This is a genomic window from Hymenobacter aquaticus, from assembly GCF_004765605.1.
Taxonomy (GTDB): domain Bacteria; phylum Bacteroidota; class Bacteroidia; order Cytophagales; family Hymenobacteraceae; genus Hymenobacter; species Hymenobacter aquaticus.
Genome location: NZ_SRLC01000001.1, coordinates 487,711 through 514,066 on the forward strand (window position 1 = coordinate 487,711; position 26,356 = coordinate 514,066).

General features: G+C 64.8%; 24 protein-coding genes. 8 read left to right on the forward strand and 16 right to left on the reverse strand.

Annotation, left to right across the window (positions count from 1 at the left end):
* Positions 1–29 precede the first annotated feature (29 nt).
* Both E5K00_RS01995 and E5K00_RS02000 read right to left on the reverse strand, forming a co-directional pair.
* Entirely contained in the window at positions 30–1,847 is a 1,818-nt protein-coding gene (locus tag E5K00_RS01995; protein WP_135461162.1) for a sensor histidine kinase, read from the reverse strand.
* Between the two features lie 141 nt (positions 1,848–1,988).
* Entirely contained in the window at positions 1,989–2,750 is a 762-nt protein-coding gene (locus E5K00_RS02000; RefSeq protein WP_135461164.1) for a response regulator, read from the reverse strand.
* Between the two features lie 328 nt (positions 2,751–3,078).
* On the opposite strand from E5K00_RS02000, the gene E5K00_RS02005 reads away from it, so the two are divergent.
* Together E5K00_RS02005 and E5K00_RS02010 are read left to right on the forward strand one after the other, a co-directional pair.
* Positions 3,079–3,441: a winged helix-turn-helix domain-containing protein gene (locus E5K00_RS02005; protein WP_245328186.1), complete on the forward strand. Its 363-nt coding sequence runs from the start codon at positions 3,079–3,081 to the stop codon at positions 3,439–3,441.
* Positions 3,442–3,538: 97 nt separating this feature from the next.
* The gene (locus E5K00_RS02010; RefSeq protein ID WP_135461166.1) at positions 3,539–6,160 is read left to right on the forward strand and encodes a TonB-dependent receptor; all 2,622 of its coding nucleotides are present in this window, start codon (positions 3,539–3,541) and stop codon (positions 6,158–6,160) included.
* Positions 6,161–6,170: 10 nt separating this feature from the next.
* Here E5K00_RS02010 and E5K00_RS02015 read toward each other — a convergent pair whose 3' ends face one another.
* Positions 6,171–6,815 carry a CatB-related O-acetyltransferase gene (locus E5K00_RS02015; RefSeq protein WP_135461168.1) on the reverse strand — a complete coding sequence of 215 codons (645 nt, stop codon included), beginning with the start codon at positions 6,813–6,815 and terminating at the stop codon, positions 6,171–6,173.
* 253 nt (positions 6,816–7,068) lie between these two features.
* Here E5K00_RS02015 and E5K00_RS02020 point away from each other — a divergent pair, with 253 nt between their 5' ends.
* Both E5K00_RS02020 and E5K00_RS02025 read left to right on the forward strand, forming a co-directional pair.
* Positions 7,069–7,851 carry a S1/P1 nuclease gene (locus E5K00_RS02020; RefSeq protein ID WP_135461170.1) on the forward strand — a complete coding sequence of 261 codons (783 nt, stop codon included), beginning with the start codon at positions 7,069–7,071 and terminating at the stop codon, positions 7,849–7,851.
* A 260-nt stretch (positions 7,852–8,111) separates the two neighbouring features.
* Positions 8,112–9,665 carry a M61 family metallopeptidase gene (locus tag E5K00_RS02025; RefSeq protein WP_135461172.1) on the forward strand — a complete coding sequence of 518 codons (1,554 nt, stop codon included), beginning with the start codon at positions 8,112–8,114 and terminating at the stop codon, positions 9,663–9,665.
* A 214-nt stretch (positions 9,666–9,879) separates the two neighbouring features.
* Here the strand turns inward: E5K00_RS02025 and E5K00_RS02030 are convergent, their stop codons facing one another.
* Entirely contained in the window at positions 9,880–10,443 is a 564-nt protein-coding gene (locus E5K00_RS02030) for a hypothetical protein (RefSeq protein ID WP_135461174.1), read from the reverse strand.
* Positions 10,444–10,631: 188 nt separating this feature from the next.
* On the reverse strand, positions 10,632–11,339 hold the full coding sequence (locus E5K00_RS02035; RefSeq protein ID WP_135461176.1) for a hypothetical protein: 708 nt from the start codon (positions 11,337–11,339) through the stop codon (positions 10,632–10,634).
* Between the two features lie 243 nt (positions 11,340–11,582).
* Here E5K00_RS02035 and E5K00_RS02040 point away from each other — a divergent pair, with 243 nt between their 5' ends.
* Positions 11,583–14,210 (forward strand): MGH1-like glycoside hydrolase domain-containing protein, encoded by a 2,628-nt coding sequence (locus E5K00_RS02040; RefSeq protein WP_135461179.1) that lies wholly within the window; start codon positions 11,583–11,585, stop codon positions 14,208–14,210.
* 113 nt (positions 14,211–14,323) lie between these two features.
* Here the strand turns inward: E5K00_RS02040 and E5K00_RS02045 are convergent, their stop codons facing one another.
* Both E5K00_RS02045 and E5K00_RS02050 read right to left on the reverse strand, forming a co-directional pair.
* Positions 14,324–14,602, reverse strand: a complete 279-nt coding sequence (locus E5K00_RS02045; protein WP_135461181.1) for a DUF1294 domain-containing protein — start codon at positions 14,600–14,602, stop codon at positions 14,324–14,326.
* A 151-nt stretch (positions 14,603–14,753) separates the two neighbouring features.
* Positions 14,754–15,179 carry a hypothetical protein gene (locus E5K00_RS02050; RefSeq protein ID WP_135461183.1) on the reverse strand — a complete coding sequence of 142 codons (426 nt, stop codon included), beginning with the start codon at positions 15,177–15,179 and terminating at the stop codon, positions 14,754–14,756.
* A gap of 178 nt (positions 15,180–15,357) precedes the next feature.
* On the opposite strand from E5K00_RS02050, the gene E5K00_RS02055 reads away from it, so the two are divergent.
* Positions 15,358–16,065: a dienelactone hydrolase family protein gene (locus E5K00_RS02055; RefSeq protein WP_135461185.1), complete on the forward strand. Its 708-nt coding sequence runs from the start codon at positions 15,358–15,360 to the stop codon at positions 16,063–16,065.
* Between the two features lie 132 nt (positions 16,066–16,197).
* Here the strand turns inward: E5K00_RS02055 and E5K00_RS02060 are convergent, their stop codons facing one another.
* The 5 genes from E5K00_RS02060 to E5K00_RS02080 all read right to left on the reverse strand — a co-directional run bounded on the left by E5K00_RS02060 (position 16,198) and on the right by E5K00_RS02080 (position 21,127).
* Positions 16,198–16,434 (reverse strand): hypothetical protein, encoded by a 237-nt coding sequence (locus E5K00_RS02060; RefSeq protein WP_135461187.1) that lies wholly within the window; start codon positions 16,432–16,434, stop codon positions 16,198–16,200.
* A 211-nt stretch (positions 16,435–16,645) separates the two neighbouring features.
* Positions 16,646–17,704, reverse strand: coding sequence for a bile acid:sodium symporter family protein (locus E5K00_RS02065; protein ID WP_135461189.1), 1,059 nt, complete (start codon positions 17,702–17,704; stop codon positions 16,646–16,648).
* A gap of 147 nt (positions 17,705–17,851) precedes the next feature.
* The gene (locus tag E5K00_RS02070; protein ID WP_135461191.1) at positions 17,852–18,304 is read right to left on the reverse strand and encodes an ankyrin repeat domain-containing protein; all 453 of its coding nucleotides are present in this window, start codon (positions 18,302–18,304) and stop codon (positions 17,852–17,854) included.
* 106 nt (positions 18,305–18,410) lie between these two features.
* Complete coding sequence (locus E5K00_RS02075; protein WP_135461193.1) at positions 18,411–19,451, reverse strand: LLM class flavin-dependent oxidoreductase; 1,041 nt, start codon at positions 19,449–19,451, stop codon at positions 18,411–18,413.
* Between the two features lie 92 nt (positions 19,452–19,543).
* Positions 19,544–21,127 carry an MDR family MFS transporter gene (locus E5K00_RS02080; protein WP_245328187.1) on the reverse strand — a complete coding sequence of 528 codons (1,584 nt, stop codon included), beginning with the start codon at positions 21,125–21,127 and terminating at the stop codon, positions 19,544–19,546.
* Between the two features lie 136 nt (positions 21,128–21,263).
* On the opposite strand from E5K00_RS02080, the gene E5K00_RS02085 reads away from it, so the two are divergent.
* Positions 21,264–22,037 (forward strand): sulfite exporter TauE/SafE family protein, encoded by a 774-nt coding sequence (locus E5K00_RS02085; protein ID WP_135461195.1) that lies wholly within the window; start codon positions 21,264–21,266, stop codon positions 22,035–22,037.
* Positions 22,038–22,054: 17 nt separating this feature from the next.
* Here the strand turns inward: E5K00_RS02085 and E5K00_RS02090 are convergent, their stop codons facing one another.
* On the reverse strand, positions 22,055–22,684 hold the full coding sequence (locus E5K00_RS02090; RefSeq protein WP_135461197.1) for an HAD family hydrolase: 630 nt from the start codon (positions 22,682–22,684) through the stop codon (positions 22,055–22,057).
* Positions 22,685–22,881: 197 nt separating this feature from the next.
* Entirely contained in the window at positions 22,882–23,412 is a 531-nt protein-coding gene (locus E5K00_RS02095) for a hypothetical protein (RefSeq protein ID WP_135461199.1), read from the reverse strand.
* Between the two features lie 160 nt (positions 23,413–23,572).
* On the opposite strand from E5K00_RS02095, the gene E5K00_RS02100 reads away from it, so the two are divergent.
* On the forward strand, positions 23,573–24,607 hold the full coding sequence (locus E5K00_RS02100) for an SDR family NAD(P)-dependent oxidoreductase (protein WP_135461201.1): 1,035 nt from the start codon (positions 23,573–23,575) through the stop codon (positions 24,605–24,607).
* 91 nt (positions 24,608–24,698) lie between these two features.
* Here the strand turns inward: E5K00_RS02100 and E5K00_RS02105 are convergent, their stop codons facing one another.
* Entirely contained in the window at positions 24,699–25,196 is a 498-nt protein-coding gene (locus tag E5K00_RS02105) for a hypothetical protein (protein ID WP_135461203.1), read from the reverse strand.
* A 303-nt stretch (positions 25,197–25,499) separates the two neighbouring features.
* Entirely contained in the window at positions 25,500–26,330 is an 831-nt protein-coding gene (gene mutM / locus E5K00_RS02110) for a DNA-formamidopyrimidine glycosylase (RefSeq protein ID WP_135461205.1), read from the reverse strand.
* Positions 26,331–26,356 lie beyond the last annotated feature (26 nt).

Sequence of the window (26,356 nt, forward strand, 5' to 3'; positions counted from 1 at the left end):
GCTGTTTGGTTTGTAAACGGGCCCGCGCTTTACGGAACGCCAGCCAGGGCTTCGGGGAAAAGATGCAGCCGGAACAAAGCGCCCGGACCGGGCCGCAGCTCCATTTCGCCGCCGAGCTGCTCGCTCAGGGAGGTAATAAGGCGCTGCCCGAAGCTGCCCGCGCCGGACTGGCACTGCCCGGCCGCAATGCCGGGGCCGTTGTCCTGCACTTCCAGCAGCAGGCCCGGGCCGGGTTGCTGCGGGTCGGGGCCCAGGTACACGCGCAAGGCCGGCCGGGCTACGGTGGCGTAGGCGTGCTTGAAGGCATTGGTCAGCAGCTCGTTGAGCAACAGGCCCAGCGGCACGGCCACGTCCACGGGGAGCAGGGGCTGGGTTACTTCCACTTGCAGGTCGAAGGTTTCGGGCTGGTGCCCGTAGGCCGTGAGCAGGCTGGTGGCCAGGTCGCGCACGTAGTGCTGCATGTTCACGGTGGTCACCTCACTGGTTTGGTATAGGCGCTGGTGAATCAGGGACATGGCCTCTACCCGCTGCTGACTTTCGCGCACGGCCTGCACGGCGCCGGCCTCGGTGAGGCGGTTGGCCTGCAGGCGCAGCAGCCCGGAAATGATGGCCAGGTTGTTTTTGACCCGGTGGTGCAGTTCCTGCATCAGGGTGGTGAGGCGGCCGGCCTGCTCGGTTATCTGCCGGTGGTTGGCCTGCAGCTGCACCTGCGCCCGGCGGCTCAGCCGGTACTGCCACACGGTCAGCGTCAGTAGCCCGCCGGCCCCGATGAGTACCGCGCCCAGGGCCCAGAGCTGCTGCCGCCGCCGGGTGTTTTCCTGGTTCAGGGTCGCAATCCGGGCCTGCAGCTGCTCGGCCTTGTAGCGGGCCGCCACCGTGGCCACGGCCCGGGTCAGGTCGACGCTGGCAATGGCTTGCTCCACTTTCTTTTCTTCTTCCAGCAGGCGCAGGGCGGTATGCAGCTGGCCCGCGTCGCGGTAAGCCAGGTAAGCGGCCTGCAGGGAGTTGCCCAGCCGGTGCGGGTCGCCAATGGCGCGGCCCAGCGCCAGGGCCGAGTCGGCGGCGGCAACGGCCTGGGTGGGCTGCTGCTGCTGGCGGTAGGCCCAGCTCAGGTTGCGGTAGGCGTGCTCCTGGCCGTTGCGGTTGTTTTGCTGCCGGTACAGGGGCAGGGCCCGGCGGAAATAGCCCACGGCGGCCCGCAGGTCGCGGCCCTCGTCCATAATGGCCTGTCCGTAGTCGGCGTAGCCCACCGGCAGGCTCGACGGCTCGCTGGGGTGCTGCTGCTCCAGGGCCATGCTGGCCAGGTAGCATATTTTGGCCGAATCCAGGCGGCCCAGGTCCCGGTAGATAATGCCTTCCACCAGGTAAGCCCGGCTTTGCTCGGCGTAGTGCGGGCCGCGCGCGGCCGTGGTGCGGGCCAGCCGGGCCCAGTGCAGGGCCGTGCGCTTGAGCACCGGCACCCGCTGCATGTCGCCGATGCGCTTGTAGTTCTGGGCCATGAGCGAGTACACGTCCGCGCGGCCCGCGTCGTCGTGCTGGGCCGCAAACAGCGTCAGGGCGCGCTGGGCGTAGTAGAGGCTGGAGTCAAACTCGCTTTTGCTGCGCAGCGCGGAGCCCAGCAGCCAGTAGCCCCGGGCCAGCTCCCCGGCGTACTGCTGCTGCCCGGCCACCCGGATGATCCGGCGGCTCTGGGCTTCGGCCCGCTCGTTGTCGGAGAGCAGCAGAAACTCAGTGGCTTTGCACAGGGCCCGGAGCTGGGCTTGCTTGGGCAGGGTAGGGGGCGGCAGGGCCGCCGCGGGCAGCAGCCCGCTTACCAGGCAGGCAAGCAGAAGAACGGGACGAACCACGGGGCGGAAACAGGACGGTTGCGAAGGTGCCCCAAGATACCGACCCGCCAGCGGGGCCGGGCCGAAAAGAGCGTCAAAGCGGCCCGGCCGCCGGTGAACGGCTGCGTTTGGTACGTGAGCCAGCGGCCCGGCGCCCACGGCTTAGCGGGGCTGAAACTGCTGCAGAAAATTCTCCTTGTACTGCCGGCCCAGCGGCACCAGCTGGCCGGCCACGGTGGCCTCGGCCTCGCTGAAGGCCTCTACCTGCTCGATGTTGAGCGCGAAGGAGCGGTGCACGCGCACCAGCGCCGGAAACCGCAGCCGCTCCAGCACCGCCCCCAGGGAAAGGCGCAGCGCATACTTGCGGGCGGTGGTAATCAGGGTGGTGTAGGTGTTGTCGGCTTCCAGCACCTGAATGTCGCGCAGCGGAATCCGCACGAACTGGTAGTTGTCCTTGATAAAGACATGGTCGCCGAGCTGCAGGATCGTGTCGCGGGTGTGCAGGTCGCGGTCGGGAGCCGGGGCGGGGGCGGGCTCGGCAAACCGCTGCAAGGCCAGAATAATGGCGGCCCGCAAGCTGGCCATCGTGGCGGGCTTGGTGAGGTAGGCGGCCGGCCCGGTGCGCAGGGCCCGCTCCAGCGTGGCCTGGTCGGCGTGGGCAGTCAGGTAGATCAGGGGCACGGGGCGCTCGGCCTGCAGGCGGGTCGCGGTTTCAATGCCGTCCCATTCGCCCTGAATATGAATGTCGCAGAGCACCAGGTCCACGCGGTGCTGCTGAAACAGGGACAGCGCCCGGGGCCCCGAGCGGGCCGTGCCCACCACGCGGTAGCCGTCGGCCTCCAGCGTGTCGCACAGGTCCAGGGCCAGCACGGCCTCGTCTTCCACCAGCAGAATCTGTACCTGGCTATCCGTTGGCAAGGTCATAATAATAGCGTCGATAAGTGGTTGGGGCGCACGGCTATAGCGTTGCCTGGGGTAAGTTACAAGAAGTCGTTAAAGGATTCCTAGCCGGCGGCATTCGGCGGGTAAAAACCCGGAATATTTTCCGGCTAACGCGCCGGTGCTGGCCGGCGGCAGGCGCCTGTACGTCAGGGGTTTGTATCCGGTGGTGTAGCGGAGAAAGAACCACGGAAAGTAGGGCTGGTGCATGGCTAACGGATAGGTGGCGGGCAAATATAAAAGGATGCCTCAGGCCAACGGCTCGTAAAGGCCATTGCTTCGGTCTTCCCGACTTTTTTTCAAGATTGCAGCCATGAAAAAGCTGCTGCACCCCGAGTTGTCGTTTCGCCTGCACGGCCGCCTGTGGCTGGAAGGCCCCCAGGACCGGTTTATGGGCATCGGGCGGCTGGAGCTGCTGGAAAAGATTCACCGGCTGGGCTCCATTTCCCGGGCCGCCCAGGAAATGCAGATGTCCTACAAGCGGGCCTGGGACCTGGTCAGCTCCCTGAACCAGCAGGCGCGCGAGCCCCTGGTGAGCACCCAGGCCGGCGGCAAGCGGGGCGGCGGCGCCCTGGTAACGCCCGCCGGCCTGGCGCTGATGCAGGAGTTTGCGGCCCTGCAAGCCCGGTTTCAGGCGTTTCTGGCGCTGGAAGAAAAGCGGCTGCTGGAAGAATAGCGGCCGTTGGCACCAGGGCGCGGCCCGGCGGGAAAACCATCTGGGGTGTTAAGCGTTATGTTTGAATAAATATAACGACCTGCATGAACCGGTGCCTATGCGCAACGTTACCCGAATTGACAGCCCCTGGAACGTAAAACTCCTGATCCTGCTGCTGGGTCTGGGTGGAAGCCCGGGCGTGGTAGTGGCCCAGGCCCCCGCGCGCCCCGACACCACCCGGCTGCAGCTGGGCGAGGTAGTCATTACGGCCTCGCGGGTGGAGGAAAGTATTTTACAGTCGCCTGTGACGGTGGAGAAGCTCGGGGCCCGGGCCCTGCGCCTGACGCCCGCGCCCTCGTTTTTCGACGCGCTGGAGGGCGTGAAGGGCGTGCAGGTGCTCACGCCCAGCCTGGGGTTTAAGGTGCTCAACGCTAGGGGCTTTGCCAATACCACCAACGTGCGGTTTGTGCAGCTCGTCGACGGCATCGACAACCAGGCGCCCCACATCGGCGGGCCCATCGGCAACGCGCTGGGGCCGAGCGACCTGGACATTGCCAGCGTGGAAATCGTGCCGGGTACGGCCGCCGCCCTCTACGGGCTCAATGCCATTAACGGCCTGGCCAATTTCAGTACCCTGAGCCCGTTCAACTCGGCGGGGCTGAGCGCGCAGCAAAAAACCGGCCTCAACCACGTGCGGGACGCCGACGTGGGCGTGAAGGTGTATTCTGAAACCAGCGTGCGCTACGCCCGGGTGCTGACGCCCCGGCTGGCGTTCAAGGTAAACGGTACCTACAGCCGGGGCTACGACTGGGTAGCCCGCGACCAGACCGAGCTGAACCCCGACGGCAACGCCACCACCGGGCTGCTGGGGGCCGACAACCCGGCCCGCGACCCGGTGAACAGCTACGGCAACGAGTCGTCGGACCGGATTGCGTTTCGGCGGGGCGGCAAAACCTACTCGGTGGCCCGCACCGGCTACCAGGAGCAGGACGTGGTGGACTACCGCCTGCAAAACCGCAAGGCCGACGCGGCGCTGCACTTCCGGCCCCGGGCCGGCACCGAGCTGAGCTACACCTACCGGGTGGCCGTGTTCGACAACGTGTACCAGCGCTCCAACCGGTTTCAGCTGCAACGCTACCAGCTCCAGCAGCACGCTGTGCAGCTGCGTAGCCCGGTGGTGCAGGCCCGCGCCTACCTCACCCGCGAAAACACGGGCCGCAGCTACAACCTCCGCTCGATGGCCGAAAACCTGGACCGTAATTACAAGCCCGACAACGCCTGGATCAGTGACTACGGGGCGGCGTATGACCAGGCCATTGCGGCCCGGCAGAGCGTGGCCCAGGCCCACCAGGCCGGCCGGGCCGCCGCCGACGCGGGCCGCTACCAGCCCGGCACCGCCCTGTTCGAGGAGAAGCTCGGGGAGTTGCAGAACATCAACAACTGGGACCAGGGCGCGGCCCTGCGCGTGCGCGCCGACCTGGTGCACGCCGAGGGGCAGCTGAACGTGGCCGAGCTGCTGCGCCGCGGTGGCCGCCTGCCGCTGCCCACCGCCCTCGACCTGCTGGCCGGGGCCGACCACCGCACCTACGTCATTCAGCCCGACGGCAACTACTTCATCAACCCCGCGCCCGGCCAGGACCCCTACAGCGCGCTGACGTACGGCAAAACCGGGGGCTTCGTGCAGGCCGGGGCGCGGCTGCTGGGGCAGCGGCTGCGGCTGACGGCCACCGTGCGCGCCGACAAGAACGACTACTTCGATCTGCGCTTCAACCCGCGCTTCACGGCCGTGTACTCGCCCACGGCGCGCCACAATTTCCGGGTGAGCTACCAGCGCGGCTACCGGTTTCCGAGCTTGTTTGAGGGCTTTTCCAACGTGAACAGCGGGCAGGTGAAGCGCATCGGCGGGCTGCGGGTGATGTCGGCGGGGGTGTTTGAGAACAGCTACCTGCGCAGCAGCATCGACGCCTTCAACGCGGCCGTGACGGCCAGCGTGAATGCCAATACCTCGACCACGCTGACGCCGGCCCAGAAGCAGAGCCAGGCCATTGCCGCCAACCAGGGCCTGCTGCGCCGCAACCCCTACACCTACCTGCGACCCGAGCAGATCCGGTCCCTGGAGCTGGGCTACAAGGCCGCGCTGGTGCCCGACGGCCGCCTGCTGCTCGACGTGGACTGCTACTACAACGCCTACCGCGACTTTATTGCCCAGGTGGAAGCCTACGTGCCCAAAACCCTGAACCCCGACTCGGCCGCCCTCTACCTGAGCACCCGCGCCGGGCAGAACCGCTACCGCCTCTGGACCAACGCCCAGTCGAGGGTGTTCAACTTCGGGGGCTCGGTGGGGCTGCGCTACGAGGGGGCCGGCGGGCTGCTGGCCGGGGCCAACGCCACCTACGCCCGCCTGGCCCGCACCGAATCGGGGGACGGGCTGGAGGACGGCTTCAACACCCCGCGCTGGATGCTGAATCTGAGCCTGGGCGACGAGACGCTGTTGCGGCGCCTGGGCGGCAGCGTGAGCTACCACTGGCAGCAGGGCTACTACTCCCAGACGTTTCTGGTGACGGGCACCGTGCCGGCCTACGGCTCGCTCGACGCCCAGCTCAGCTACCCCCTGGTCCGCCCCGACGTGCGCCTCAAGCTAGGGGCTACCAACGTGCTGAACCGGTATTACACCTCCTTTCTGGGCGGGCCCAGCATCGGGGGGCTGTATTATCTGAGCCTGACCTGCGCGGTGAAGTAGCGTTGGGCGGCTACTGGCACTGCTCCAGCGCGTCGAGGTCGGCGGCGTTGAGCAGGTGAAGGTTGCGGGTGATTTTGGCGGCGTCCCAGTGCCACCAGGCTAGCTGGTTGAGCCGCGCTACCGTGGGCGCGTCGAAACGGTAGCGGATGACCCTGGCCGGGTTGCCGCCCACGATGGCGTAGTCGGGCACGTCGGCCGTGACGACGGCGTGGGTGGCGATGATGGCCCCGTTGCCGACGCGCACCCCGGGCATGATGGTAGCCGCGTGGCCAATCCAGACGTCGTGGCCGATGTGGGTGTCGCCTTTGGAGGGGTACTTTTCGTGGATGGCCACGCCCCGGGCACTGGTTTCCCAGCCGTGGCCGAAAATGGCGAAGGGGAACGTGGAAACGGGGCTGGTTTCGTGGTTGCCGCCGTTCATGATGAACTTCACCCCCGAGGCAATGGCGCAGAAGCGGCCAATAATGAGCTGGTCGCCGATAAAATCGAAGTGGTAGAGCACGTTGCGCTCAAAGTTGAGCGGGTCGTCGAAGTCGTCGTAGTAGGTATAGTCGCCGACGGTGATGGTGGGGCGGGTGATGATGTTTTTGAGGAATACCAGCTTGTGGTGGTGGGGCAGCGGGTGCAGCGTGTCGGGGGCGGGACCAATGGGCATAGCGGAAGAAGCGGGCAAGGTGGGGCGGAAAACGTCGGCGCTGGTGCAACGGTAAAGCCGGTTGCGGGTTATTGGCGGTAGGGCGCCGGCTGCAAAGGTGGGCAACGGCGCGCAAAGCGCCTACTGCTCGGCCCGCCCCGGCCCGGGTGCGGCGCAATGCTGGCTTTCGTGCTACTTTTGCGGTTTGCTCTGGTTTCCCGGTCTGCTCTCTATTCCTCATCCGACGGGTTTGTCGTCTTTCTCTTTCGTAGTTATGTTCAAAAAGTGTGTTGCCCTGGTGTGCTTTAGCGTGTTGCCCTTCAGCCTGATGGCCTGGGGCGTGCAGGGGCACCGGGTAGTGGGTAAGATTGCCGAAAACCATTTGACCAAGAAAGCCAAGGACCAGGTGGCCGCGCTGCTGGGCTCTGAGCGGCTGCCGCTGGTAACGACCTGGGCCGACGAGGTGCGCTACTCGGAAGAGTACGAGGCCACGGCGCCCTGGCACTTCATCAATACCGCCCTGGGCCTGCCCTTTGCCGAGTACACCGGCGTGGTGACCAGCATGCAGGAGCCCAACGCCTACCTGGCCCTGAACCAGAACCTGCAGCAGCTGAAAGACCCCAAAGCCACCAAGGAGCAGAAAGTGGTGGCCCTCAAGTTCGTGATTCACATCGTGGGCGACGTGCACCAGCCCATGCACGTGAGCCGGGCCGAGGACAAGGGCGGCAACGCCATTACGGTGAAGTACCAGGGCAAAGACACCAACCTGCACAGCCTCTGGGACAGCGGCCTGCTCGACTACGAGGGCATGACCTACTCGGAGCTGGCCGTGCTGCTCGACAGGCCCACGCCCTTGCAGGTGCAGCAGTGGCAGAAAGACGGCATCACGCAGTGGCTCTGGGAGTCGTACTCCATCAGTCAGCAGCTCTACGCCGAAACCGCCCAGAACGCCACCTTCGACTATAAGTACGTGCCCGGCCACCTGCCCACCGTGGAAGACCGCCTCTTGCAGGCCGGTATCCGGCTGGCGGGCTTGCTGAACGGGGTGTTTGTGTAGGGGGCCCGGTCGTGCGCCTGGACGTGCGCCTCACCCCCCGGACGTGCGCCTCACCCCCCAGCCCCCTCTCCGAAAAAGGAGAGGGGGAGCCGGACGGCGCAGGACGGGCTGAATTTTAGAAGACTTGGCGAAGCCGCTCCTGGGAAGGGGCGGCTTCGGTGGTTTCAAAGCACCCGGCCCGGGCAACGGTAGAGGGGAGTCGTGCATCTTCCCGGCTCACCCCAACCGTAGCGCCGCGTATGGCTCTTACTACCCGACCTGTGCAACCATATCTAGCGTTGCTGACCCTGCTTCTGCCAGGGGCCTGCACAACTCCCCACACGCCGGCCGCCACCAGCAAGGCCATCTACCGCTACCGCGTAAACCTGCGCCGCCCCGACCACGACCGGCTGCGGGTGGAGGTGCAGGTGCCGCCTACCCGGCAGCGGCAGGTCGTCTTCGTCATGCCCAAGAGTGTGCCCGGCATTTACGGGGCCCTGAACTTTGGGCGCTACGTGACGGAACTCACGGCGCTGGGCCCCGACAATGAGCCCCTGTCCGTTACGCGCCAGGATACCAACAGCTGGGTTATTGCCGATGCCCGCCGCCTGCGCCGCCTCACCTACTCCGTGGCCGATACCTGGGACCAGTTTCACCACGTGGCGGGGGAGGCGGGCACCCTGTACCGCTCGGCCGGCAGCGCCTACCAGCCCGATAGCGCCTACGTGCTCAACTACAACACCTTCGTGGGCTACCTCGAAGGCCACGCCCGGCCCTATGAGGTACGCTTCACCCGGCCCGCCGGCTACTACGGCGCCTCGCACCGCCCGCCCCAGCCCCTGAACGACTCCGTGGACGTGGTGCGGGCGCCCAGCTACCGGGCCCTGGTGGATGCACCGGTGCTGTATGCCCGCCCCGACACGGCCTGGCTGCAACTGGGCCAGACCAAGGTGCAGGTGGCGCTCTACGCTACCACGCAACGCCACTACGCGCCCACGCTGGCCCGGTCGCTGAAGCCGTTGCTCGAAGCCCAGCGGGCCTACCTGGGGGGGCGCCTGCCCGTCGATTCCTACGCCTTTCTGGTGTACCACGCCCAGGGCCGGCCGGGCAGCTACCTGGGCGACGGCCTGGAGCACAGCCAGTCGACGCTGTGCCTGCTGGAGTCGCCGGGGCTGGCGGACCTCGGCCCGTTTCTGCGCCGCCTCACAACCCACGAGTTTTTCCACATCGTGACGCCGCTGAACATCCATTCCCGCGAAATCGAAAGCTACGACTTCCGCCAGCCGACCTTCTCGGCCCACCTCTGGCTATATGAGGGCCTGACCGAGTACGCTACCGTGCACATGGCCATCCGGCAGCGGCTGCAAACCCTGCCCGAGTTTGTGGCCGGGCTGGAAAGCAAGGCCCGGGACATGCGGCAGTTCGATAATACGCTGGCCCTGACGGAGCTGAGTCGGCTGGTCCTGACGCGCCCGGACCAGTACTACAACTTCTACCTGAAAGGGGCCTTGTTCAACCTCTGCCTCGACGTGCGCCTGCGGGAGCTGTCGGGCGGCACGATGGGCACCCAGGAGCTGGTGCGGCGGCTGGCCCGGCGCTACGGCCCGAGCCGCCCCTTCGCCGATGAGGAGCTGTTCGACGTGATAACCGCGCTGACCTACCCCGCGATGCGCGGCTTTTTCCGGGCCTACCTGGAGCAGGGACAGCCGCTGCCCCTGGCCGAAACCCTGGCCAAGGTGGGGCTGCGCTACGAGGAAAAAACGGCCACCATCAGCATCATGGCCCAGCTCACGCCGGCCCAGCGGGCGTTGCGCCGCGCCTGGATCGGGCAGTAGGCGGCCGGCGTGACGCCCGCCTCGCCGGCGGGGCGGGCGGGGCGCAAAAAGCCCTTGCCACTGGGGGCGGCAAGGGCTAACGCTACGGTGAAATGGTATTTTGCCGGGTCGGCCTCCGGGGAAGATGGCGGGGAGGTCCAGGGAAGATCCAGGGGAGACGGCCGCGGGGGTATTTCGGGAATTGTATTTTAGCTGGCCGCCTCCTGGTCCGGGGCTACAGGGTTTGGGCTTCCGTCGTCCGGTTGCCAGGCCGGTCGGCTACGGTCACCGTAATTTTGTCGCCCTCGAGGGAGACGTTGGCTACTGTGGCCGTGAAGCGGAACGTAAAGCCATCAGGCTCGGGCTGGGCGGGGCCTTCCTCGACCAGGCTGCCATCGGGGTTCTGAATGAGCACGCGCACGTCGGCCACGGCAAAGTTGTCGGTAGCCTGAACCAGGATAACGTCGCCGGGCTGGCCACGGTAGGCGCTAAAGTCAACGTGGCGGATGGCGGGCGCGCTGAGGTAGTCGGCCACGGCTACCAGGTAGCTGCTGTTGGTGTTCGTGTCTTTGCCGGTTTCGTAGGCCGCTTTCAGGGCGGGGTCCTGCTGGATGGCCCGGCCGTAGAAGGCGGCCTGCTGGAAGCGCTGGCGCTGGGCCAGGGCCTCCTCGGTGGGCGCTTTGGAGGAGGGGCGGGGGGCGTTGCCGACGGTAACGGTGCCGTTGGCGTTGCGGCGGAAGACGAGGCCCGATACTTTACCGGACAGGCCCTGGGTGAGGGCATTGGTGTCTTTTGCCATGATAAGAGGGATAAAAGAGGGTAGAAATGGAAAAGAAAACCGGCGCTTTTGACGGAAAAAAGACCGGGGACTATAGCAATAGGCGGGCGGTAGAATAAGCAGGAGTAGGGAGGGAAGGGAAGGTAGGGCAAACGGCCGAGCTTCGCAACCGTAACGCTGGGGAAGTGCAGGCTGGTCGGCGGCTGGCGTCAGGGCTTGGCTTGCCCGGCCCGCGTGGCCGACTGCAACGTGAGGTTCAGCAAGCCGCCGACCACGAAAATGGCTCCGGCCACGAAAGGAAAGCCCGCGCCCACCAAGTCGGCCAGGTTGGATGACCACAGGAAGGGGTAGCAAAACAGCATGGCGGCGGTTCCGACGACCAGCAGGCAGTAGCTAGCCAGAGTGCTGAGGCGCAGGTGAGGAGTTGGCTTCATCGTGGGCTTTATTTCGTGGTAACGGCTGAAAATGAGTTTTCGGAGTTCGGGCAGGGGCTGCTCCTGGCAGTCTTCGATTTCCAGCGTTGCCAGGGCCGGGCACCGTTGGCCAGCCTTGAAGTCCTGCCGAAACAGCCGCCAGTGCTGGGGCAGCAGCAGCAGGCCAAAAAGGAAGATAAGCAGGCTCGGCAGCGTCCAGTTGCCATTGCCCAGCATGAAGGCCTGCAAACGGATTTCGCCCAGCGGCTCCATTTCGTAGTCGAGCACCACGTGCTTTAAGTCGTGGCTTTCGAAACCGGGCACCAAAGTCAGATTGCGGGCCAGCAGACAGGTGGCTAATTCTTTGCCGACGGTGCCTTCGGGCAGCTTGTTGAGGGCGGCTATCTTCTGGTGGTAGGGCGTCATGGCAGAGCATTGCTCCAGGCACCATACCGAAAGAAAAAAGGCTTTGCGGATAACCTGCTCGGGTAACGAATACTTCATGCTGAATAGGAGGCACTAAGTGAGGACGGGCCGCTAATTACGAAAACCACTCGCAGCAATACTACACTTCTCACCTCCTCCGCAACAACCCCGCCGCCGAAAACGGAGTAGGGCAGAACTTCATCCGGCCCGATTCGGGGGGCCGGGCCTGCCGGGCCTGCTGGCCCGGAGCCGGGCCCAGGCCCCGCCCGCTGCCCCAATGTGCGGGCGGCGTGGTATATTCAGGGACGATAATGTTTGAGTATGACGCAGGAACAACTACGCTTAGCGGAGCATAACGCGCACAAGGCTTCCTGGAAGAAGTTTGGCCCCTACCTCACCGAGCGGCAGTGGGGCACGGTGCGCGAAGACTACAGTGCCGACGGCAACGCCTGGGACTACATCAGCCACGACATGGCCCGCAGCAAGGCTTACCGCTGGGGCGAGGAAGGCATCGGGGGCATCTCGGACGACCAGCAGCAGCTGTGCCTGGCCGTGGCGCTGTGGAACGGGCAGGACGAGATTCTGAAGGAGCGGCTCTTTGGCCTCACCAACGGGCAGGGCAACCACGGCGAGGACGTGAAGGAGCTGTACTACTACCTCGACAGCACCCCCACGCACTCCTACCTGAAGATGCTGTATAAGTATCCGCAGCGCGCGTTTCCGTACCGGAAGCTGGTGAAGGAAAACGCCCGCCGCACCCGGCAGCAGCCCGAGTACGAGCTGCTCGACACCGGCATCTTCGACCAGAACCGCTACTTCGACGTGTTCGTGGAGTACGCCAAGGCCGGCCCCGACGACGTGCTGATGCAGGTGACGGTACACAACCGGGGCCCGAAGAAAGCCCCGGTGCAGGTGCTGCCCCAGCTCTGGTTCCGCAACACCTGGAGCTGGGACAATGCCGCCGCCGCGCGGCCGGGGCTGCGCGAAACCGGCCCCGGCGTGGTGCAGGCCGAGCACCCGCAGCTGGGCCGCTACCACTTCTACTGCGACCAGGCACCGCGGCTGCTGTTTTGCGAGAACGAAACCAACGGCCCCCGCCTCTACGACCTGCCCGCCGAGGGCCGGCACTTCAAGGACGGCATCAACGACTTCGTGGTCGAGGGCGACGCGGCGGCCATCAACGAGGCGCAGCGGGGCACCAAAGTAGCGGCCCAGTACGAGCTGCTGCTGCCGCCGGGACAGTCGGCCACGGTGCGGCTGCGGCTGAGCGCGGCGGCGCTGGCGGCCCCGTTCGCCGACTTCGACGCGGTGGTGGCGGCCCGCCAGCAGGACGCCGACGAGTTCTACGACTGCCTCCAGGAAAACCTGCCGGACCCCGACGCCCGCAACGTGCAGCGCCAGGCCTTCGCGGGCATGCTCTGGAGCAAGCAGTTTTATTACTACGACGTAACCCAGTGGCTGGCCGGCGACCCGGCGGTGCTTACGCCGCCCACCGAGCGTGCCCGGGGCCGCAACCGCCACTGGCCGCACCTGCACAACGCCGACCTGATTTCGATGCCCGACAAGTGGGAGTATCCCTGGTACGCGGCCTGGGATTTGGCTTTCCACTGCATTCCGCTGGCCATGGTCGATGCGGGCTTTGCCAAGGAGCAGCTGCGCCTGCTCACCCGCGACCGGTACATGCACCCCAACGGGCAGCTGCCGGCCTACGAGTGGAACTTCTCGGACGTGAACCCGCCGGTGCACGCCTGGGCCACCTGGCGGGTATACAAGATGGACAAGAAGCTCAACGAGGGCCGGGGCGACACGGTGTTTCTGGAAGCCGTGTTCCATAAGCTGGCTTTGAACTTCACGTGGTGGGTAAACCGCAAGGACAAGAGCGAGCGGAACATCTTCGAGGGCGGCTTCCTGGGCCTCGACAACATCGGGGTGTTCGACCGGAGCGCCCCGCTGCCCACCGGCGGCTTCATTGAGCAGAGCGACGGCACGAGCTGGATGGCCATGTTTGCCCTGAACATGATGCGCATTGCCCTGGAACTGGCCAAAACCAACCCCGTGTACCAGGAAATGGCCGGCAAGTTCTTCGAGCACTTCCTCTACATCGCCGACGCCATGACCCGGGGCGGCGACGGGCTTTTCAACCTCTGGGACGAGGAAGACGGCTTCTACTACGACGTGCTGCACACCCCCGACGAGAAGCGTACCAAGCTGAAAGTGCGCTCCATCGTGGGCCTGATTCCGCTGTTTGCGGTGGAAGTGGTGGAGCAGGACCTGCTCGACGCCATGCCCGAGTTTACGGCCCGGGCCCGGTGGCTGCTCGCCAACCGGCCCCACCTGGCCCAACTCGTGAGCCGCTGGGAAGAGCCGGGCCGCGGGGCGCGCCACCTGCTGGGCCTGCTGCGCCGCTCCCGCCTCAAGCGCCTGCTCAGCCGCATGCTCGACGAGCGTGAGTTTCTGTCCGAGTTCGGCATCCGGGCCATGTCGCGCTACCACCTGGCGCACCCCTACGTGTTCAGCACCGAGGAAGCCGACTTCACGGTGGAGTACGTGCCGGGCGAGGCCGAGTCGGGCATGTTCGGGGGCAACTCCAACTGGCGCGGCCCCATCTGGCTGCCTATCAACTACCTGATCATCGAGTCGTTGCAGCGGTTCTACTTCTACTACGGCGACAAGTTCCGGGTGGAATACCCGACGGGCTCCGGTACCTACCTCAACCTGCAGGAAGTAGCCACCGCCCTGGCCGGGCGCCTGAGCAAGCTGTTGCTGCGCGACGCCGCCGGCCGCCGCCCGGCCTTCGGCACCGAAGAGAAGCTGCAAACCGACCCGTATTTCCGGGACCACCTGCTCTTCCACGAGTACTTCCACGGCGACAATGGCCGGGGCATGGGCGCCAACCACCAAACCGGCTGGACGGGCCTGATCGTGCGGCTCTTGCAGATGCGGGGGTAAGGCAGATCGGGGTTTTTTGCCCGCATCAAATGCCCGTACTGTGCTTCGGCTCAGAAACGCCAGTGCCTGACTGGTGCATGGCCCAGTTACCGGCACGCCGACGTTTGACCCGGTTAAAGCTGCGCCTGCAAATAGGGCAACGTGAAATAGAGAGCTGCCCCTTGCAACAGCGTCAGCACCAGGGTAACACCCCAGAAAGCGGCTTTGCGGTTTTTATGGTGCAGCAAGAATATAGCTGCCCAAGCACCGGGCGCGGCGCCCGGCAGCGTCGCGAGGTGCAGCGTCTTTTCGGAAATGCGCCGCTGGGCCCGTTGGGCTTTCCGTTTATCCAAGGCGAACAGTAGGAAACACAGCAGATTGAAAAACAACAGGCAACTCAAGAGTATGGTCATGGGGTAGGAGGCGGGCAGTAGCTGAGTAGTCTGTGTTGGGTTTTGGCCGGGGTAGTTGCTGCAGCAACACTGGAAAAAGCATTTCGGCTTGCAGCCGGAACGCTTTAAAAGCTGGGGTGAGGGCAAGGTCGTGTTACCGGGCGCTTTGCTTTTACAGGCATTCCCGGAACACGATGGGCGGCGTCTGGGCAATGACGGTGCTGCGGCCGTTGCCCAGGTTGCGGTGCAGGTAGAAGTAGCAGGTCAGGGGCCGCAGCAGCTTGGGATTGTTCCAGATGACGGCCAGCGGGTAGCTCAGCGTCAGCGTGTCGCGGCGCTGGGTAAGCTTCACTTGCCCGAGCAGGGTGCTGGAAAACGTCACGCGCGGGTTGGGCGTCTGAAACTTGATGGATACTTCGTAGCCGTCGGGGGCCTGTTCCTGCGCGGCCAGGGAGTAGGCCAGCCGGGCGGTAATTACGGCATCTTTGCCCGGGGTGGCGCAGGGCGGCTGGTTGAGAGCCAGCAGCTTGATGGTGTTGCCATCGGTGGGAGCCTGCCGCGTCGGCACTCGGGAAGCCGGGCCGGGTCCGAAGCTCATTATAGCCAGTATACAGAGAGAATACAGGAGGCGGGTCGGTTTCATTGGGTTAAAAGTACACCGCGCCGCCTGATAAATCGACGTAGCCGTAGCGGATGCAGCCTACTTCGGCACCAGAAACAAAACAGCCATCCAGGGCTTTAGCTACTTCCCGTTCCGTCAACTCCACAACCTCCGCATGAGCTACCCCAACGCCGTTACCCTTACCGCCGCTGCCGACGCCACCCAGTTCAACGCCTACACGGCCTTGCCGGTCACCGAGGGTCCGCACCCCGGCCTGATTCTGCTGCAGGAAGCCTTCGGCGTCAACCACCACATCCGCTCGGTGGCCGACCGGCTGGCCCAGGCCGGCTACGTGGTGGTGGCGCCCGAGCTGTATCACCGCACGGCCGCGCCGGGCCGGGAAATTCCGTACGCCGACTTTCCCGGCGCCGCTCCGCATTACCAGGCCCTCACGCCCGAGGGTCTCACCGCCGACTTGCGGGCCAGCTACGACTGGCTGCGGGCCCAGCCTTCGGTAACCGCCAGCATCGGCAGCATCGGGTTCTGCCTGGGCGGCCGGGTGGCGTTTCTGGCCAACGCGGTGCTGCCGCTGGCCGCCGGCGTGTCGTACTACGGCGGGGGCACCCACCACCTGGCCGGGCGCGCCGCCGAATTGCACGCGCCCCACCTGTTTTTCTGGGGCGGGCAGGATAAGCACATTCCCCGGGCGCAGGTCGACACCATCACGGCGGCCCTCGACGCGGCCGGCAAGCCCTACGTCAACACCATTATTTCCTACGCTGACCACGGCTTCCACTGCGACGAGCGGCCCAGCTACCACCCCGAAGCCGCCCAGGAAGCCTGGGCCCTCACCCTGGCTTTTCTGGCGCAGAAGCTCCGTTGAGCATGCCGCAGCGGTCTGGCGAAGAAACGAAAAACGGCGTCCGGGGTAGCCCGGACGCCGTTTTCGTGTGGGAGGTAAGCCGTTGCCGCATCGGCAGCAGGCCTTGTCCGAAAAGCCCAGATGGGCAGAAGGTTAGTTGTTGGGCAGGGCCAGCAGGGCGAGCTGCGCGGCGGCACTGGCGGGGCCCTGGTACACCAGGCGGCCTTCCTTCAGCGCGCCGGCGTACACCTCCACTTCCGACGAGTCGCGGGGGACGAACACGCGCACCGACTCGCGGGCGCCGGGCCGGATAAAAGTGGTACCCTCGGCCACTTGGGTGGGCCAGGAAATTTTGTAGAAACCAGCATTTGCCAACTGCACCGTAAGCATAGTAGATGTTTTATGTTTTCAGGGCCACAATCATATTTCTCATTTGATAGTTCATATCAAGTGAGAAATTATTCTGATTCGCGGATAACATTGACCTCTATACGGTGAAAAACGGCCTTTAGACGACGTAGAGCGGGATAAGTGCGGTACGAACAAGATTTTGCCCTCAGCCTCAGGGTAGTAAAAAACGAGCTTTTATCTAGCGTCGAGCTTAGCGGCCAGCCGGGGCGGGAGCGGGCTGCTGCGCTTTCATGCGGCGCCCCACGGCCTGGGCCATCACGCTGGCCATCATGATCTGCAGGGCGTGGTAGAGCATCAGGGGCAGCAGCAGCGTGCCCAGGGCAATGGTGTTGGCAAAGAGCACCTTGGCCAGCACCGTGCCGTGCACCAACGACTTCTTGGAGCCGCAGAACACGGCCGTAATCCGGTCTTCGTCGGAGAAGCCCAGCAGGCGGCTGATCAAGGTAATCAGGCCGAAAATGAGCAGGAACAGCGCCACCATGCCCGCGGCCAGGCCCAGCAGGTCGGTAGCCTGGTAGTCCTGAAACAGGTTTTCGGCAAACGACTCGCAGAAGGACGTGTACACCAGGGCCAGAATAATGAGCTGATCGAACACGCGCAGCTGCTGGCGGTGCGCCTCGGCCCAGGCTCCGAAGCGGGAGTTCAGGGCCATGCCCAGGGCCACCGGCAGCAGCACCTGCCCGCCCAGGCTGGCGGCCATGCCCCCCAGCCCCACCTGGGCCGCGCCGGTGTGCAGCACCAAATTGACCCAGAGCGGCGTGAGCAGAATGCCCAGCAGGCTGGAAATGCTGGCGTTGAAAATAGCGGCCGGCAGGTTGCCCTGGGCAATGGAAACCATGACCACCGAAGTGGAAACGGTCGACGGCAGGGTGGCCAGAAAGAAGATGCTGGCCCAGAGCGCCTCGCCTTTGGCCCCGTGAAAAAAGGGCCGCACGGCCAGAGCCAGCAGCGGAAACAGCACGAACGTCGCGCTCTGCGTAACCAGGTGCAGCCGCCAATTGCGCATGCCGGCCCGCAGCTTTTCGGTGCTGAGGCGCAGGCCGTAGAAGAAGAAAATGACGGCCACGCCCCCGGTCGTCAGCGCCGACCACGGCACGGGGCTGCTTTTGCTGCCCACGCCGGGCGCTAGGTAGGCCAGGCCCACCACGAGCAGCAGCGCCCCCAGAAACCAGTCGATGCCGAGGCGGGCCAGCAGGCCGGGGGAAGCGGGGGCGGGGGAGGCGGCAGGGGCAGGGTTGGGGGCAGACATAGGCGCTTGTACGGGGCAGCAGGGGTTGAGGTCGGGCAAAGAAACCCCTGAAAACGCAATTTGCCCCGGTCTGGCTCCGCAATAGTCGGGGCCGGGCCGGGGCAAAGGTTGGCTGGCAGCGGGTTGGCGCGCGGCCAACGGCCGGGCCTACATCATCTTTTGCTCAATCAGGGCTACTACTTCCTTGTTGCCGCCTTCCTTGGCGTGGGCCAGGGCGTCCTTGCCTTCGTCGTCTTTGACTTTAGTGTCGGCGCCGCTGGCCAGCAGAAACTCGACAATGGCCTTGTTACCTTTCGAGGCGGCTGCCATGAGGGCCGTGCCCTTGAAGGCGTCGGGCTTGTTGACCTGGGCCTTGTACTTTACCAGGGCCTTCACCAGCTCCAGGTTGCCGTTGCCGGCGGCCGTAATGAGGTAAGTCGTCGGGAAGCCGGGGACCAGCTCGATGGCCGCATTCACGTCGGCGCCGGCTTTGAGCAGGGCTTCCGCGTCGGCGGGCTTGTTTTTCACGACGGCCGTGTACAGCTCTTTGCTCGGCGACTGGGCGCAGGCGGCCGAAGCCAGGCTGAGCAGAAAGACCAGCAGGAAAAAACTCTTATTCATCGAGTTAGGAGAAATCAGCGTAAAAGGAAGGCGGCAAAAATACAAAAAGCTCCGGATGTAACCATCCGAAGCTTCGTATAAATTTGCCGGGCTAGCCAAAAACCTTCTAGCGGACGGCTACCGGCTCGGCGGCGGGCGTAAGTGCAAATGCCTCGGCCAGCAGCTCGTAGGAGCGAAGCCGGTCGGCAAAATCGTAGGTGATGGTCACGGCTACCACTTCCTCAACCCCGTACTGCTGAGCTAAGTCGGTTATCTGCTCTTTGAGCTGGCTGGGCGTGCCGCTGATGATACGCTGCCAGTTGTAGGCCAGGCGCTCCTGCTCGGCGGCCGAATATTGGTAATCTTTAATTTCTTCGTAGGGCGGCATCTGGGTGCGCTGCCCCTGCTCTAGGCGCAGCATTTGCACGGCCAACGACTGGTGCAGCTGCCGGGCTTTTTCCTCGGTTTCGGCGCAGAGTACAAAAATAGCTACGTTCGCCAATGGTTTTTGCAGGTGCTCCGAGGGCTTGAACCGGTCTTGGTACATGCGCACCATCTGGGGCCCGCCTACCGGGTTGATGAAGTGGGCGAAGGAAAAAGCCATGCCCAGATAGGCCGCAAACAGGCCGCTTTGCCCGCTGGAGCTCAGAATCCAGGGCTCGGGCACGGTGGTAGCCAGGGGCGTCGCCTTCACTTTTTCCTGAATGGTGTCGGGCTCTGCGGTGTCGGTCAGGTAGCGGCTCAGATCCATGAGCTGCTCGATGAAGTCGGACTCGGTGAAGCTGTTCGCCGGGTTCAGTACCGAGGCCGTCAGCCGGTCGGAGCCGGGGGCGCGGCCGATGCCCAGGTCGATGCGGCCCGGAAACAGGGTTTCGAGCATGCGGAAGTTTTCGGCCACCTTCAGGGCGCTGTAGTGGGGCAGCATCACGCCGCCCGAGCCTACCCGTATCCGCTGGGTGATGCCGGCCAGGTGGGCCATCAGCACTTCCGGCGTCGAGCCGGCCAGCGTAGGCGTGTTATGATGTTCCGACACCCAGTAGCGGGTGTAGCCCAGGCGGTCGGCCAGCTGGGCCAGCTCAATGGTTTCCAGAATGGCCTGGCGGGCCGTGCCGCCCTGCCGCACCGGCGACTGGTCGAGGATGCTCAGGCGAAGAGGGGTATTGCTCATAGTCAGTTGCAGAAATAAGGCGGCGCCGAACGGGCGCCGCCGGGTGTTTTCTGCCAGTAAAACCAACTCTGGCCCCCAGTAGTTTCGGCGGCCTACTTAGCTCCCTGCGTGGCCAGCACCGGCTGGGACTTCACGGCGTTGGACGTGCGCAGGGGCAGATCCGGCACGAACAGCGTGGCAATCCAGCCGCAGAGCACCAGGCAGAGCGTGCACAGGTACACCCGCGAAATGGCGTGGGTGAAGGCCGCGCGCACCGCGGGCGTTGGCGGCGCCAGGGCCACGGTGGCCGGCGCGCCTTCAATTGCTAGCTCCGTGGGGGCCGCGGCCGGGGCGGGAGTCGGGGGCAGGGTCTGGGCCAGGCTCATGGTCAGCACCGTGCCGAGCAGGGCCGCGGCCACCACGCCTCCGATCTGCCGGAAAAACTGGCTGGCCGAAGTGGCTTGGCCGGTCAGGCGCGGGTCAATGGCGTTCTGAATAGCCAGGGTGTAGAGCGGCATGCAGGGACCCAGACCCAGGCCACAGAGCAGCACGTAGAGCAGCACCTGCTCGTAGGAAACCGTGGGCGGCATGGTCGCCAGCAGGGCCTGGCCGGAAAGTAAGAGCAGACCGCCGGCCAGCATCCAGCGCTTGTAGTGCCCGAAGCGCGCCACCATCTGCCCGGCCAGCATCGAGCCGCCTACCACGCCCAACGACAGCGGAATCAAGCTCAGGCCGGCCCGGGTGGCCGATACGCCCAGCACGTTGACCATGAACAGGGGCTCGAAGATGACGATGCTCAGAAAAGCGCCGCCCAGCAGAAACGTCGCAATGTTGGCCGCCCGGAATACCGGATTCCGAAACAGCGTCAGGTCCAGAATGGGGTTGTCGGACCGCAGGGAGCGAAGCACGAACAGCAGCAGCAACAGCAGGGCGGCGGCAAACAAGCTCAGGGTGAGCGGCGCAGTCCAGCCGTGCTGGGTTTTGTTGAGCTGCAGGCCCAGCACCAGCGGCACCAGGCCGGCCATCAGCAGCAAGGCCGATAAATAATCGAGGGGCTTGTGCTGACCCCGGGGCCGCAGGCGCGGCATGCGGCCCAGAATAAACCACAACGCCAGCAAACCCAGGGGCAGATTGACGTAGAACACCAGCCGCCAGCCCGCAATGCCGGGCAGCAGGCCCGAGCCGTGGTCGGTGAGCAAGCCGCCCAGAAACGGCCCCAGCACCGAGGAAAGCCCGAACGTAGCCCCCACGTAGCCCTGGTACTTGCCCCGCACGGCGGGTGGAAACAAATCGGCAATGATAATGAAGGCCATAGCCAGCAGACCCGCCCCGCCCAAGCCCTGCACGGCCCGGAAAATAATCAGCTGGCTCATCCCGTCGCCCAGCAGCGGCAGGGAGCCAAACTCGCCGGCCAGCCCGCACAGCGCCGAGCCCACCAGGAAAATTAGAATGGCCGTGACTTCGATGTTGCGGCGCGAGTACATGTCGGCCAGCTTGCCATACACCGGTACCAGGGCCGTGCTGGCCGCCAAATAGGCCGTGGCCACCCAGGCAAACCGGTCGAAGCCGTGCAGCTCGGCCACGATGCGCGGCAGGGCCGTGGCCACGATGGTTTGGTCGAGGGAGCTCAGAAACAGCGCCAGCAGCACACCCGCCAGCGTCAGCATCCGGCTGCGCTGGGTTAGATTTTCGGTCATGGGCCGAATGTACGGCAGATTTGCCTGCGGGGTACAACTTGGGGCGCGGCCCGGGGCTAAGGGTCTGAAAGCGCGGGAAGAAAAGCGCCCGGCGCCCGCCGGGCACAGCGGCGGGCGCCTATCTTTGCCGCCTTCTATGGAATTTCTCGATGGTACCCTGGCGCTGCTCTGCGCCTTCGCGCTGCTGGCCGGTTTTATTGATTCAATCGTGGGGGGCGGCGGCCTGATTCAGCTGCCGGCCATGCTGCTGCTGCTGCCGGGCGTGCCGCTGCCCACGGTGCTGGGCACGGGCAAAGTCTCGTCGGCGGCGGGCACGGCGGCGGCCCTGCGGCGCTACATGGGGCAGGTGCCCATCCGCTGGCGGGCCGTGGGCGTGGCGGCCGTTACGGCCGGGGTATTTTCGTTTGTCGGGGCCCGGCTGGTGAGCCGGCTGCCCGCCGAGCTGATGCGGCCCCTGGTGCTGGGCCTGCTGGTCGTCATTGCCATCTACACCTTCTGGCGCAAGGAGTTTGGCTCGATTCACGCCCCGCGCCTGCCCGAGCGCAAGGAGCCGTTCTACGGGGCCCTCATCGGGCTGGTCATCGGTTTCTACGACGGCTTTTTCGGGCCCGGCACCGGCAGCTTTCTGCTGTTTGCCTTCGTGGGCCTGTTCGGCTACGACTTCCTGAGCGCCTCGGCCTCTTCCAAGCTGGTAAACGTGGCCACCAACCTGACCAGCCTGGCGTATTTTGCTTCCACGGGCCACATCGTCTGGCACATTGCCCTGCCCATGGCGGCCTGCAACATGCTGGGTTCCACGCTGGGAGCCCGCCTGGCGGTCCGCAAAGGCGTCGGCTTCGTGCGGGTGCTGTTCCTGGTGGTCGTGTGCGGACTTATCCTGAAGCTGGGCTGGGAAACCTTCAAGGCCTAGCAACCCGCCCGCTTCCTCTATAGCATACCTTGCAGGTCGCTGAACTGCCCGAGGCGGGCGTCCCACTCGGGCGCTTCGCCGAAGCCGTAGGCGGCAAAAATGAACGGCACGGCGTTGGCCCGGCTGGCCTGGTAGTCGCCGTCGGTGTCGCCCACGTAGGCCGGGGCTTGCAGCGCATACCGGGCAATAATTTCGCGGACGTTGTCGGCTTTGGGCAGGCCTTTGGTACCGAAGCACTGGTGCCCCTCGAAGAAGTGGCCCGTGCCGCTGTGCTCCAGAAAAGCCTCGATGTAGCCCGTCTGGCAGTTGCTGACGATAAACAGCCGGTATTGCTGGGCCAGATACGCCAACGTTTCCCGCAGTTGCGGGTAAGGCCGTCCGCCCTGCTGCCGGGCGCTGGCCAGCTCTTCCTCGGCGCAGATCAGCCGGAACTCTTCGCGCTGCCCGGGGCTGAGGTAGGGAAAAAGCCGCTCGTACACCACCGGGTAGGGCTGGCCGGTCACGGCGCGCACGGCGTCCAGGGTAATGTCGGTAGTCACGTAATCGACCCGCCGCCGGGCCCGGCGGAAGCCTTCCGTTACGGTGGCCGTGGCGTCCCAGAGGGTGCCGTCGAGGTCAAAAATCAGGCTGTCTAAAACGAGCGGCATGCACAAAGAGTAAGTGAGCAAAAAGCGCGTGGGCCACGCGCTGACTGCCTGCCTAACCCCGGCCCGGTCCGTTTTGTTGAACCCGGACCCGATTTCGCCGCCCCCGCTCAGGCCGGCTGGCCGGCATCAGGAGGCTCCCAAACGAAAGCGGGGCGGCCTTCTCAGACCGCCCCGCCACCCGGAAAACAGGCCGGAATTTATTCGTCGCGGCTGGGCAGGCCGGGCACGCCGTTGCCCTGGCTGCCGGTGGCCGTGGGCACACCCATTTTCTCCTCGCGCTTGCGCTGGTACTTGGCAAACTGATCCGGGGCCAGCACGTCTTTCAGCATCGCTAGGCGCGACTGGCCGATGTCGTCGACCACCGCGTTGAGCTTGCGCACGTCGCCGCGGTACTGCAGGCGGGCCGTTTCCACGTTGCGTACGCTGGTCAGGTTGATCTGACGCACTTTCTCGGTCTGGGCCGGCGTCAGGTTCAGGGCCTGGCGCATGTTGTCGGTGAGGGCCGTGGCTTTGGCGTCCACTTTCTCGGCCGAAGGCGTGGGCACGGGCTTGGCCGCGGCGGGCTTACCGGGGGCCGGGGCCGGGGTCTTGGCCTTGGTTTTCACCGTGGTGCCCGCCACTTCCGTCTTGGTTTTAGACTTAGCCGGGCCGGTTTGGGCGTGCAGCGCGGCCGGCAGGAACAGGGCCGCGGCCAGCAAGGACTTCTTCATCATCGTCGTCGGGAACATCGGGGCAAAAAGGCAGGTAGTAAGAAAGCTAAGAACCTTGCCGGTGTAAAGATGGTGCCAAAAAGGACACGGTAGACGCTGGAAACGTTGCGGCCGGTTATTTTCTTGCCCGGCCGGGCGCGGCGTGTAACCTTTCCGGGCGCTTTGCTTACAAGCAAGTATGAAGCGAGAAACCCGAAACAACTGGCTGACGGCCGTCGGCGTGGGCGCCCTGGTGGCCGCCGCATCCTTGTGGAGCAACCGCCGCGGATTTTATGACCTACAGGGCCGGGTCGTGCTTATTACTGGCGGCTCGCGCGGCCTGGGCCTGATTCTGGCCCGGCAGGCGGTGGCCGAAGGAGCCCGCGTGGCCATCTGCGCCCGCGACGCGGCCGAGCTGGAGCGGGCCCGGCAGGAACTCACCGCCGACGGGGCCGAAGTGCTGGCCCTGGCCCGCGACCTGACCGATGCGGCCGAGGTTCATTCGCTGGTGGCCGAGGTGCAGCAGCAGCTCGGGGCCATTGAGGTGCTCGTCAACAATGCCGGCATCATCACGGCCGGCCCGCTCGACCACACCGACCTGCGCGACTACCAGGACTCGATGGATACGCACTTTTGGGCCCCGCTGCACGCCATGCAGGCCGTGCTGCCCGGCATGCGGCAGCGCGGCGAAGGCCGCATCGTCAACATTGCCTCCGTGGGCGGCAAGGTGGCCGTGCCGCACCTGGCGCCGTATTGCGCCAGCAAATTCGCGCTGGTGGGTCTGTCCGAAGCCTTCCGGGCCGAGCTACTCCAGCAGGGCATTCTGGTCACGACGGTGTGCCCCGGCCTGATGCGTACCGGCAGCGCCCGGCACGCGCTGGTGAAAGGCCAGCACCAGAAGGAATACGCCTCGTTCATCATTGCCGACTCCCTGCCCGCCTTCACCCTCGACGCCGACAAGGCCGCCCGCCAGATCTGGAACGCCTGCCGCCGGGGCGACGCCGAAATCATTCTGGGGCTGCCCGCCAAGCTGCTCTCGGGCCTGCACGGCCTGCTGCCCGGCACCACCAGCGACCTGCTGGGCTGGGTAAACCAGGTGCTGCCCAGCCGCACCGGCGAGCTGGGCAACGAGCGGCGGCCCGGCTATGAAAGTGAGTCGGCAGTGTCCCGCTCGTGGCTGACGGCGCTGACCCGCAAGGCCGAGCGGGACAATAATGAGTTGAGCAACAACTAAGGCCCGGCGCCGGCCCCGCGCAAAAAAATACGCCTCCCTTCCGGCTGGAAGGGAGGCGTATTGGCAATAATGAACGGTGGGGTAAAGCGTATTAGTGCCCGAAAACCGACGTGTAAGTCGTCACGGGATTGGTGCCTTCCGAGTGGTTGAGGCGCAGCGTGGTCGGGGTCAGCTCGGCAATGGCGAAGCGGCGAACCACGTTCTCCTGGCGAACAATCAGCGAGTCGCCTTTGGCGCTCAGCTGCCACGCGCCGCTGAGCAGCTGGGGGCTTTGGTCGGTGGCTTTCAGCGAGCCTTCACTCACGCTGTAAGCCCCGCCGCTCTTGTAGTCGATGACGTTGTCGCGCAACGACGGCTTCAAGCGGGCAAACATGCTAACGGTCGGCGTTTCAGGCGAACCAGCCGTCACGGTGCGCGAGGTCAGGTCCGTCAGCTTCCAGCTGCCAGTCGAGAGCAGCTCCGTGGCCGATTGGGATTTCACAGCTGCAACTTCCTGAACAGGCTCCGCTACTTCATCCAACTCTTTATTACAGGCCGCCATCGACAGGGTGGCAGCCGCCAGGCTCAGGAAAATGGGCAGTTTCTTCATGAAAACGACAATTTGGTGAGTGAAACAACACGCAAAAACGCGTAGTAGCCGTGAGGCATAAGCAATGATTTTTTCTTTCCAACTTCACATTTTCTTCTCCGCTCCCGCTTTGAAGATGTGGACCTAACTCAAAGGTAATACACTTGGTTCAGACTTTCGCGGAAAAAGACAATTATTCAAACATTATATAGACAAAGTTATACTCGACAAATCAAACATAAGATTTTGTGCTTCAACTATGTAGTATACAGAAAAACCCTTCCTATGGTGTCATAAGAAGGGTTTTTGATAAGGTGAATAGTATTATTCTGTCTCGGTCGGAACGGGCTGGCAGCGCGGACAGATATACGTAGCCCGGCCTCCAACATAGCTTTTTGCTATATGTACCTTCGGGTGGCGCGGGCAGAACAGGTGCTGCTCGGTGCCGGGCGTGGCCGAGGTATCCCACTCGCGGGCATGAATCAGGAAGGAGGCCGGGAAGTGGCGGTACGTGGCCTCGTGCCCGATGGCCGTACTCAGCACCAGCTGAATAGCCTGCTCCAGGGCTTTGAACTCCTTCGCCGTAAGCGTATTGGCCCGCCGCTCCGGGTGAATTTTGGCTTGGAACAGCACTTCGTCCACAATCCAGTTGCCCAGCCCCGCCGTCACGCTCTGATCCAGTAGTAAGGGCTTGATAAACATCTTCTTGGATCCCAATTTCTGCTGCAAGTGCGCCGCCGTCACGTCCAGGGCATCGGGACCCAGCTTTTTGGCCTGCTGGTAGCTTTCCACGCTGGCCGCGTGGCGGATGCGGCCAAACTTGCGTGGGTCGATGAAGGCAATGCGCAGCCCGGTGGCCAGGTGCAGGGCCACGCGGGTGAAGCGGGGCGCGTCGTGGTCGTCGCGGTAGGCGCCCACGTCGCCGGTCATGCCAAAGTGCAAAACCAGGGCCGAGCCGTCGCCGAGCTCCAGAAAGCAGTTTTTGCCGAGGCGGCGGGTGGCCGTCACGCGCTGGCCCACCAGGCGCTGGCGCAGCGTGTCCTCATCGGTGCCGAGCACGTGGGCGTCGCGCACTTCCAGGGCCGTAATGGTTTGATCTACGATAAGCTCGTCGAGAAAACGACGGTAGGTTTCTACTTCGGGCAATTCGGGCATACGGGGCAGATAGAAGGTTAGCGGGC

Coding starts and splice junctions, on each gene's coding strand:
- E5K00_RS02000 (WP_135461164.1), bottom strand. CDS start 2,750: ATGACCTTGCCAACGGATAGCCAGGTACAGATTCTGCTGGTGGAAGAC.
- E5K00_RS02005 (WP_245328186.1), top strand. CDS start 3,079: ATGAAAAAGCTGCTGCACCCCGAGTTGTCGTTTCGCCTGCACGGCCGC.
- E5K00_RS02010 (WP_135461166.1), top strand. CDS start 3,539: ATGCGCAACGTTACCCGAATTGACAGCCCCTGGAACGTAAAACTCCTG.
- E5K00_RS02015 (WP_135461168.1), bottom strand. CDS start 6,815: ATGCCCATTGGTCCCGCCCCCGACACGCTGCACCCGCTGCCCCACCAC.
- E5K00_RS02020 (WP_135461170.1), top strand. CDS start 7,069: ATGTTCAAAAAGTGTGTTGCCCTGGTGTGCTTTAGCGTGTTGCCCTTC.
- E5K00_RS02030 (WP_135461174.1), bottom strand. CDS start 10,443: ATGGCAAAAGACACCAATGCCCTCACCCAGGGCCTGTCCGGTAAAGTA.
- E5K00_RS02035 (WP_135461176.1), bottom strand. CDS start 11,339: ATGAAGTATTCGTTACCCGAGCAGGTTATCCGCAAAGCCTTTTTTCTT.
- E5K00_RS02040 (WP_135461179.1), top strand. CDS start 11,583: ATGACGCAGGAACAACTACGCTTAGCGGAGCATAACGCGCACAAGGCT.
- E5K00_RS02045 (WP_135461181.1), bottom strand. CDS start 14,602: ATGACCATACTCTTGAGTTGCCTGTTGTTTTTCAATCTGCTGTGTTTC.
- E5K00_RS02050 (WP_135461183.1), bottom strand. CDS start 15,179: ATGAGCTTCGGACCCGGCCCGGCTTCCCGAGTGCCGACGCGGCAGGCT.
- E5K00_RS02055 (WP_135461185.1), top strand. CDS start 15,358: ATGAGCTACCCCAACGCCGTTACCCTTACCGCCGCTGCCGACGCCACC.
- E5K00_RS02060 (WP_135461187.1), bottom strand. CDS start 16,434: ATGCTTACGGTGCAGTTGGCAAATGCTGGTTTCTACAAAATTTCCTGG.
- E5K00_RS02065 (WP_135461189.1), bottom strand. CDS start 17,704: ATGTCTGCCCCCAACCCTGCCCCTGCCGCCTCCCCCGCCCCCGCTTCC.
- E5K00_RS02070 (WP_135461191.1), bottom strand. CDS start 18,304: ATGAATAAGAGTTTTTTCCTGCTGGTCTTTCTGCTCAGCCTGGCTTCG.
- E5K00_RS02075 (WP_135461193.1), bottom strand. CDS start 19,451: ATGAGCAATACCCCTCTTCGCCTGAGCATCCTCGACCAGTCGCCGGTG.
- E5K00_RS02080 (WP_245328187.1), bottom strand. CDS start 21,127: ATGACCGAAAATCTAACCCAGCGCAGCCGGATGCTGACGCTGGCGGGT.
- E5K00_RS02085 (WP_135461195.1), top strand. CDS start 21,264: ATGGAATTTCTCGATGGTACCCTGGCGCTGCTCTGCGCCTTCGCGCTG.
- E5K00_RS02090 (WP_135461197.1), bottom strand. CDS start 22,684: ATGCCGCTCGTTTTAGACAGCCTGATTTTTGACCTCGACGGCACCCTC.
- E5K00_RS02095 (WP_135461199.1), bottom strand. CDS start 23,412: ATGTTCCCGACGACGATGATGAAGAAGTCCTTGCTGGCCGCGGCCCTG.
- E5K00_RS02100 (WP_135461201.1), top strand. CDS start 23,573: ATGAAGCGAGAAACCCGAAACAACTGGCTGACGGCCGTCGGCGTGGGC.
- E5K00_RS02105 (WP_135461203.1), bottom strand. CDS start 25,196: ATGAAGAAACTGCCCATTTTCCTGAGCCTGGCGGCTGCCACCCTGTCG.
- mutM (WP_135461205.1), bottom strand. CDS start 26,330: ATGCCCGAATTGCCCGAAGTAGAAACCTACCGTCGTTTTCTCGACGAG.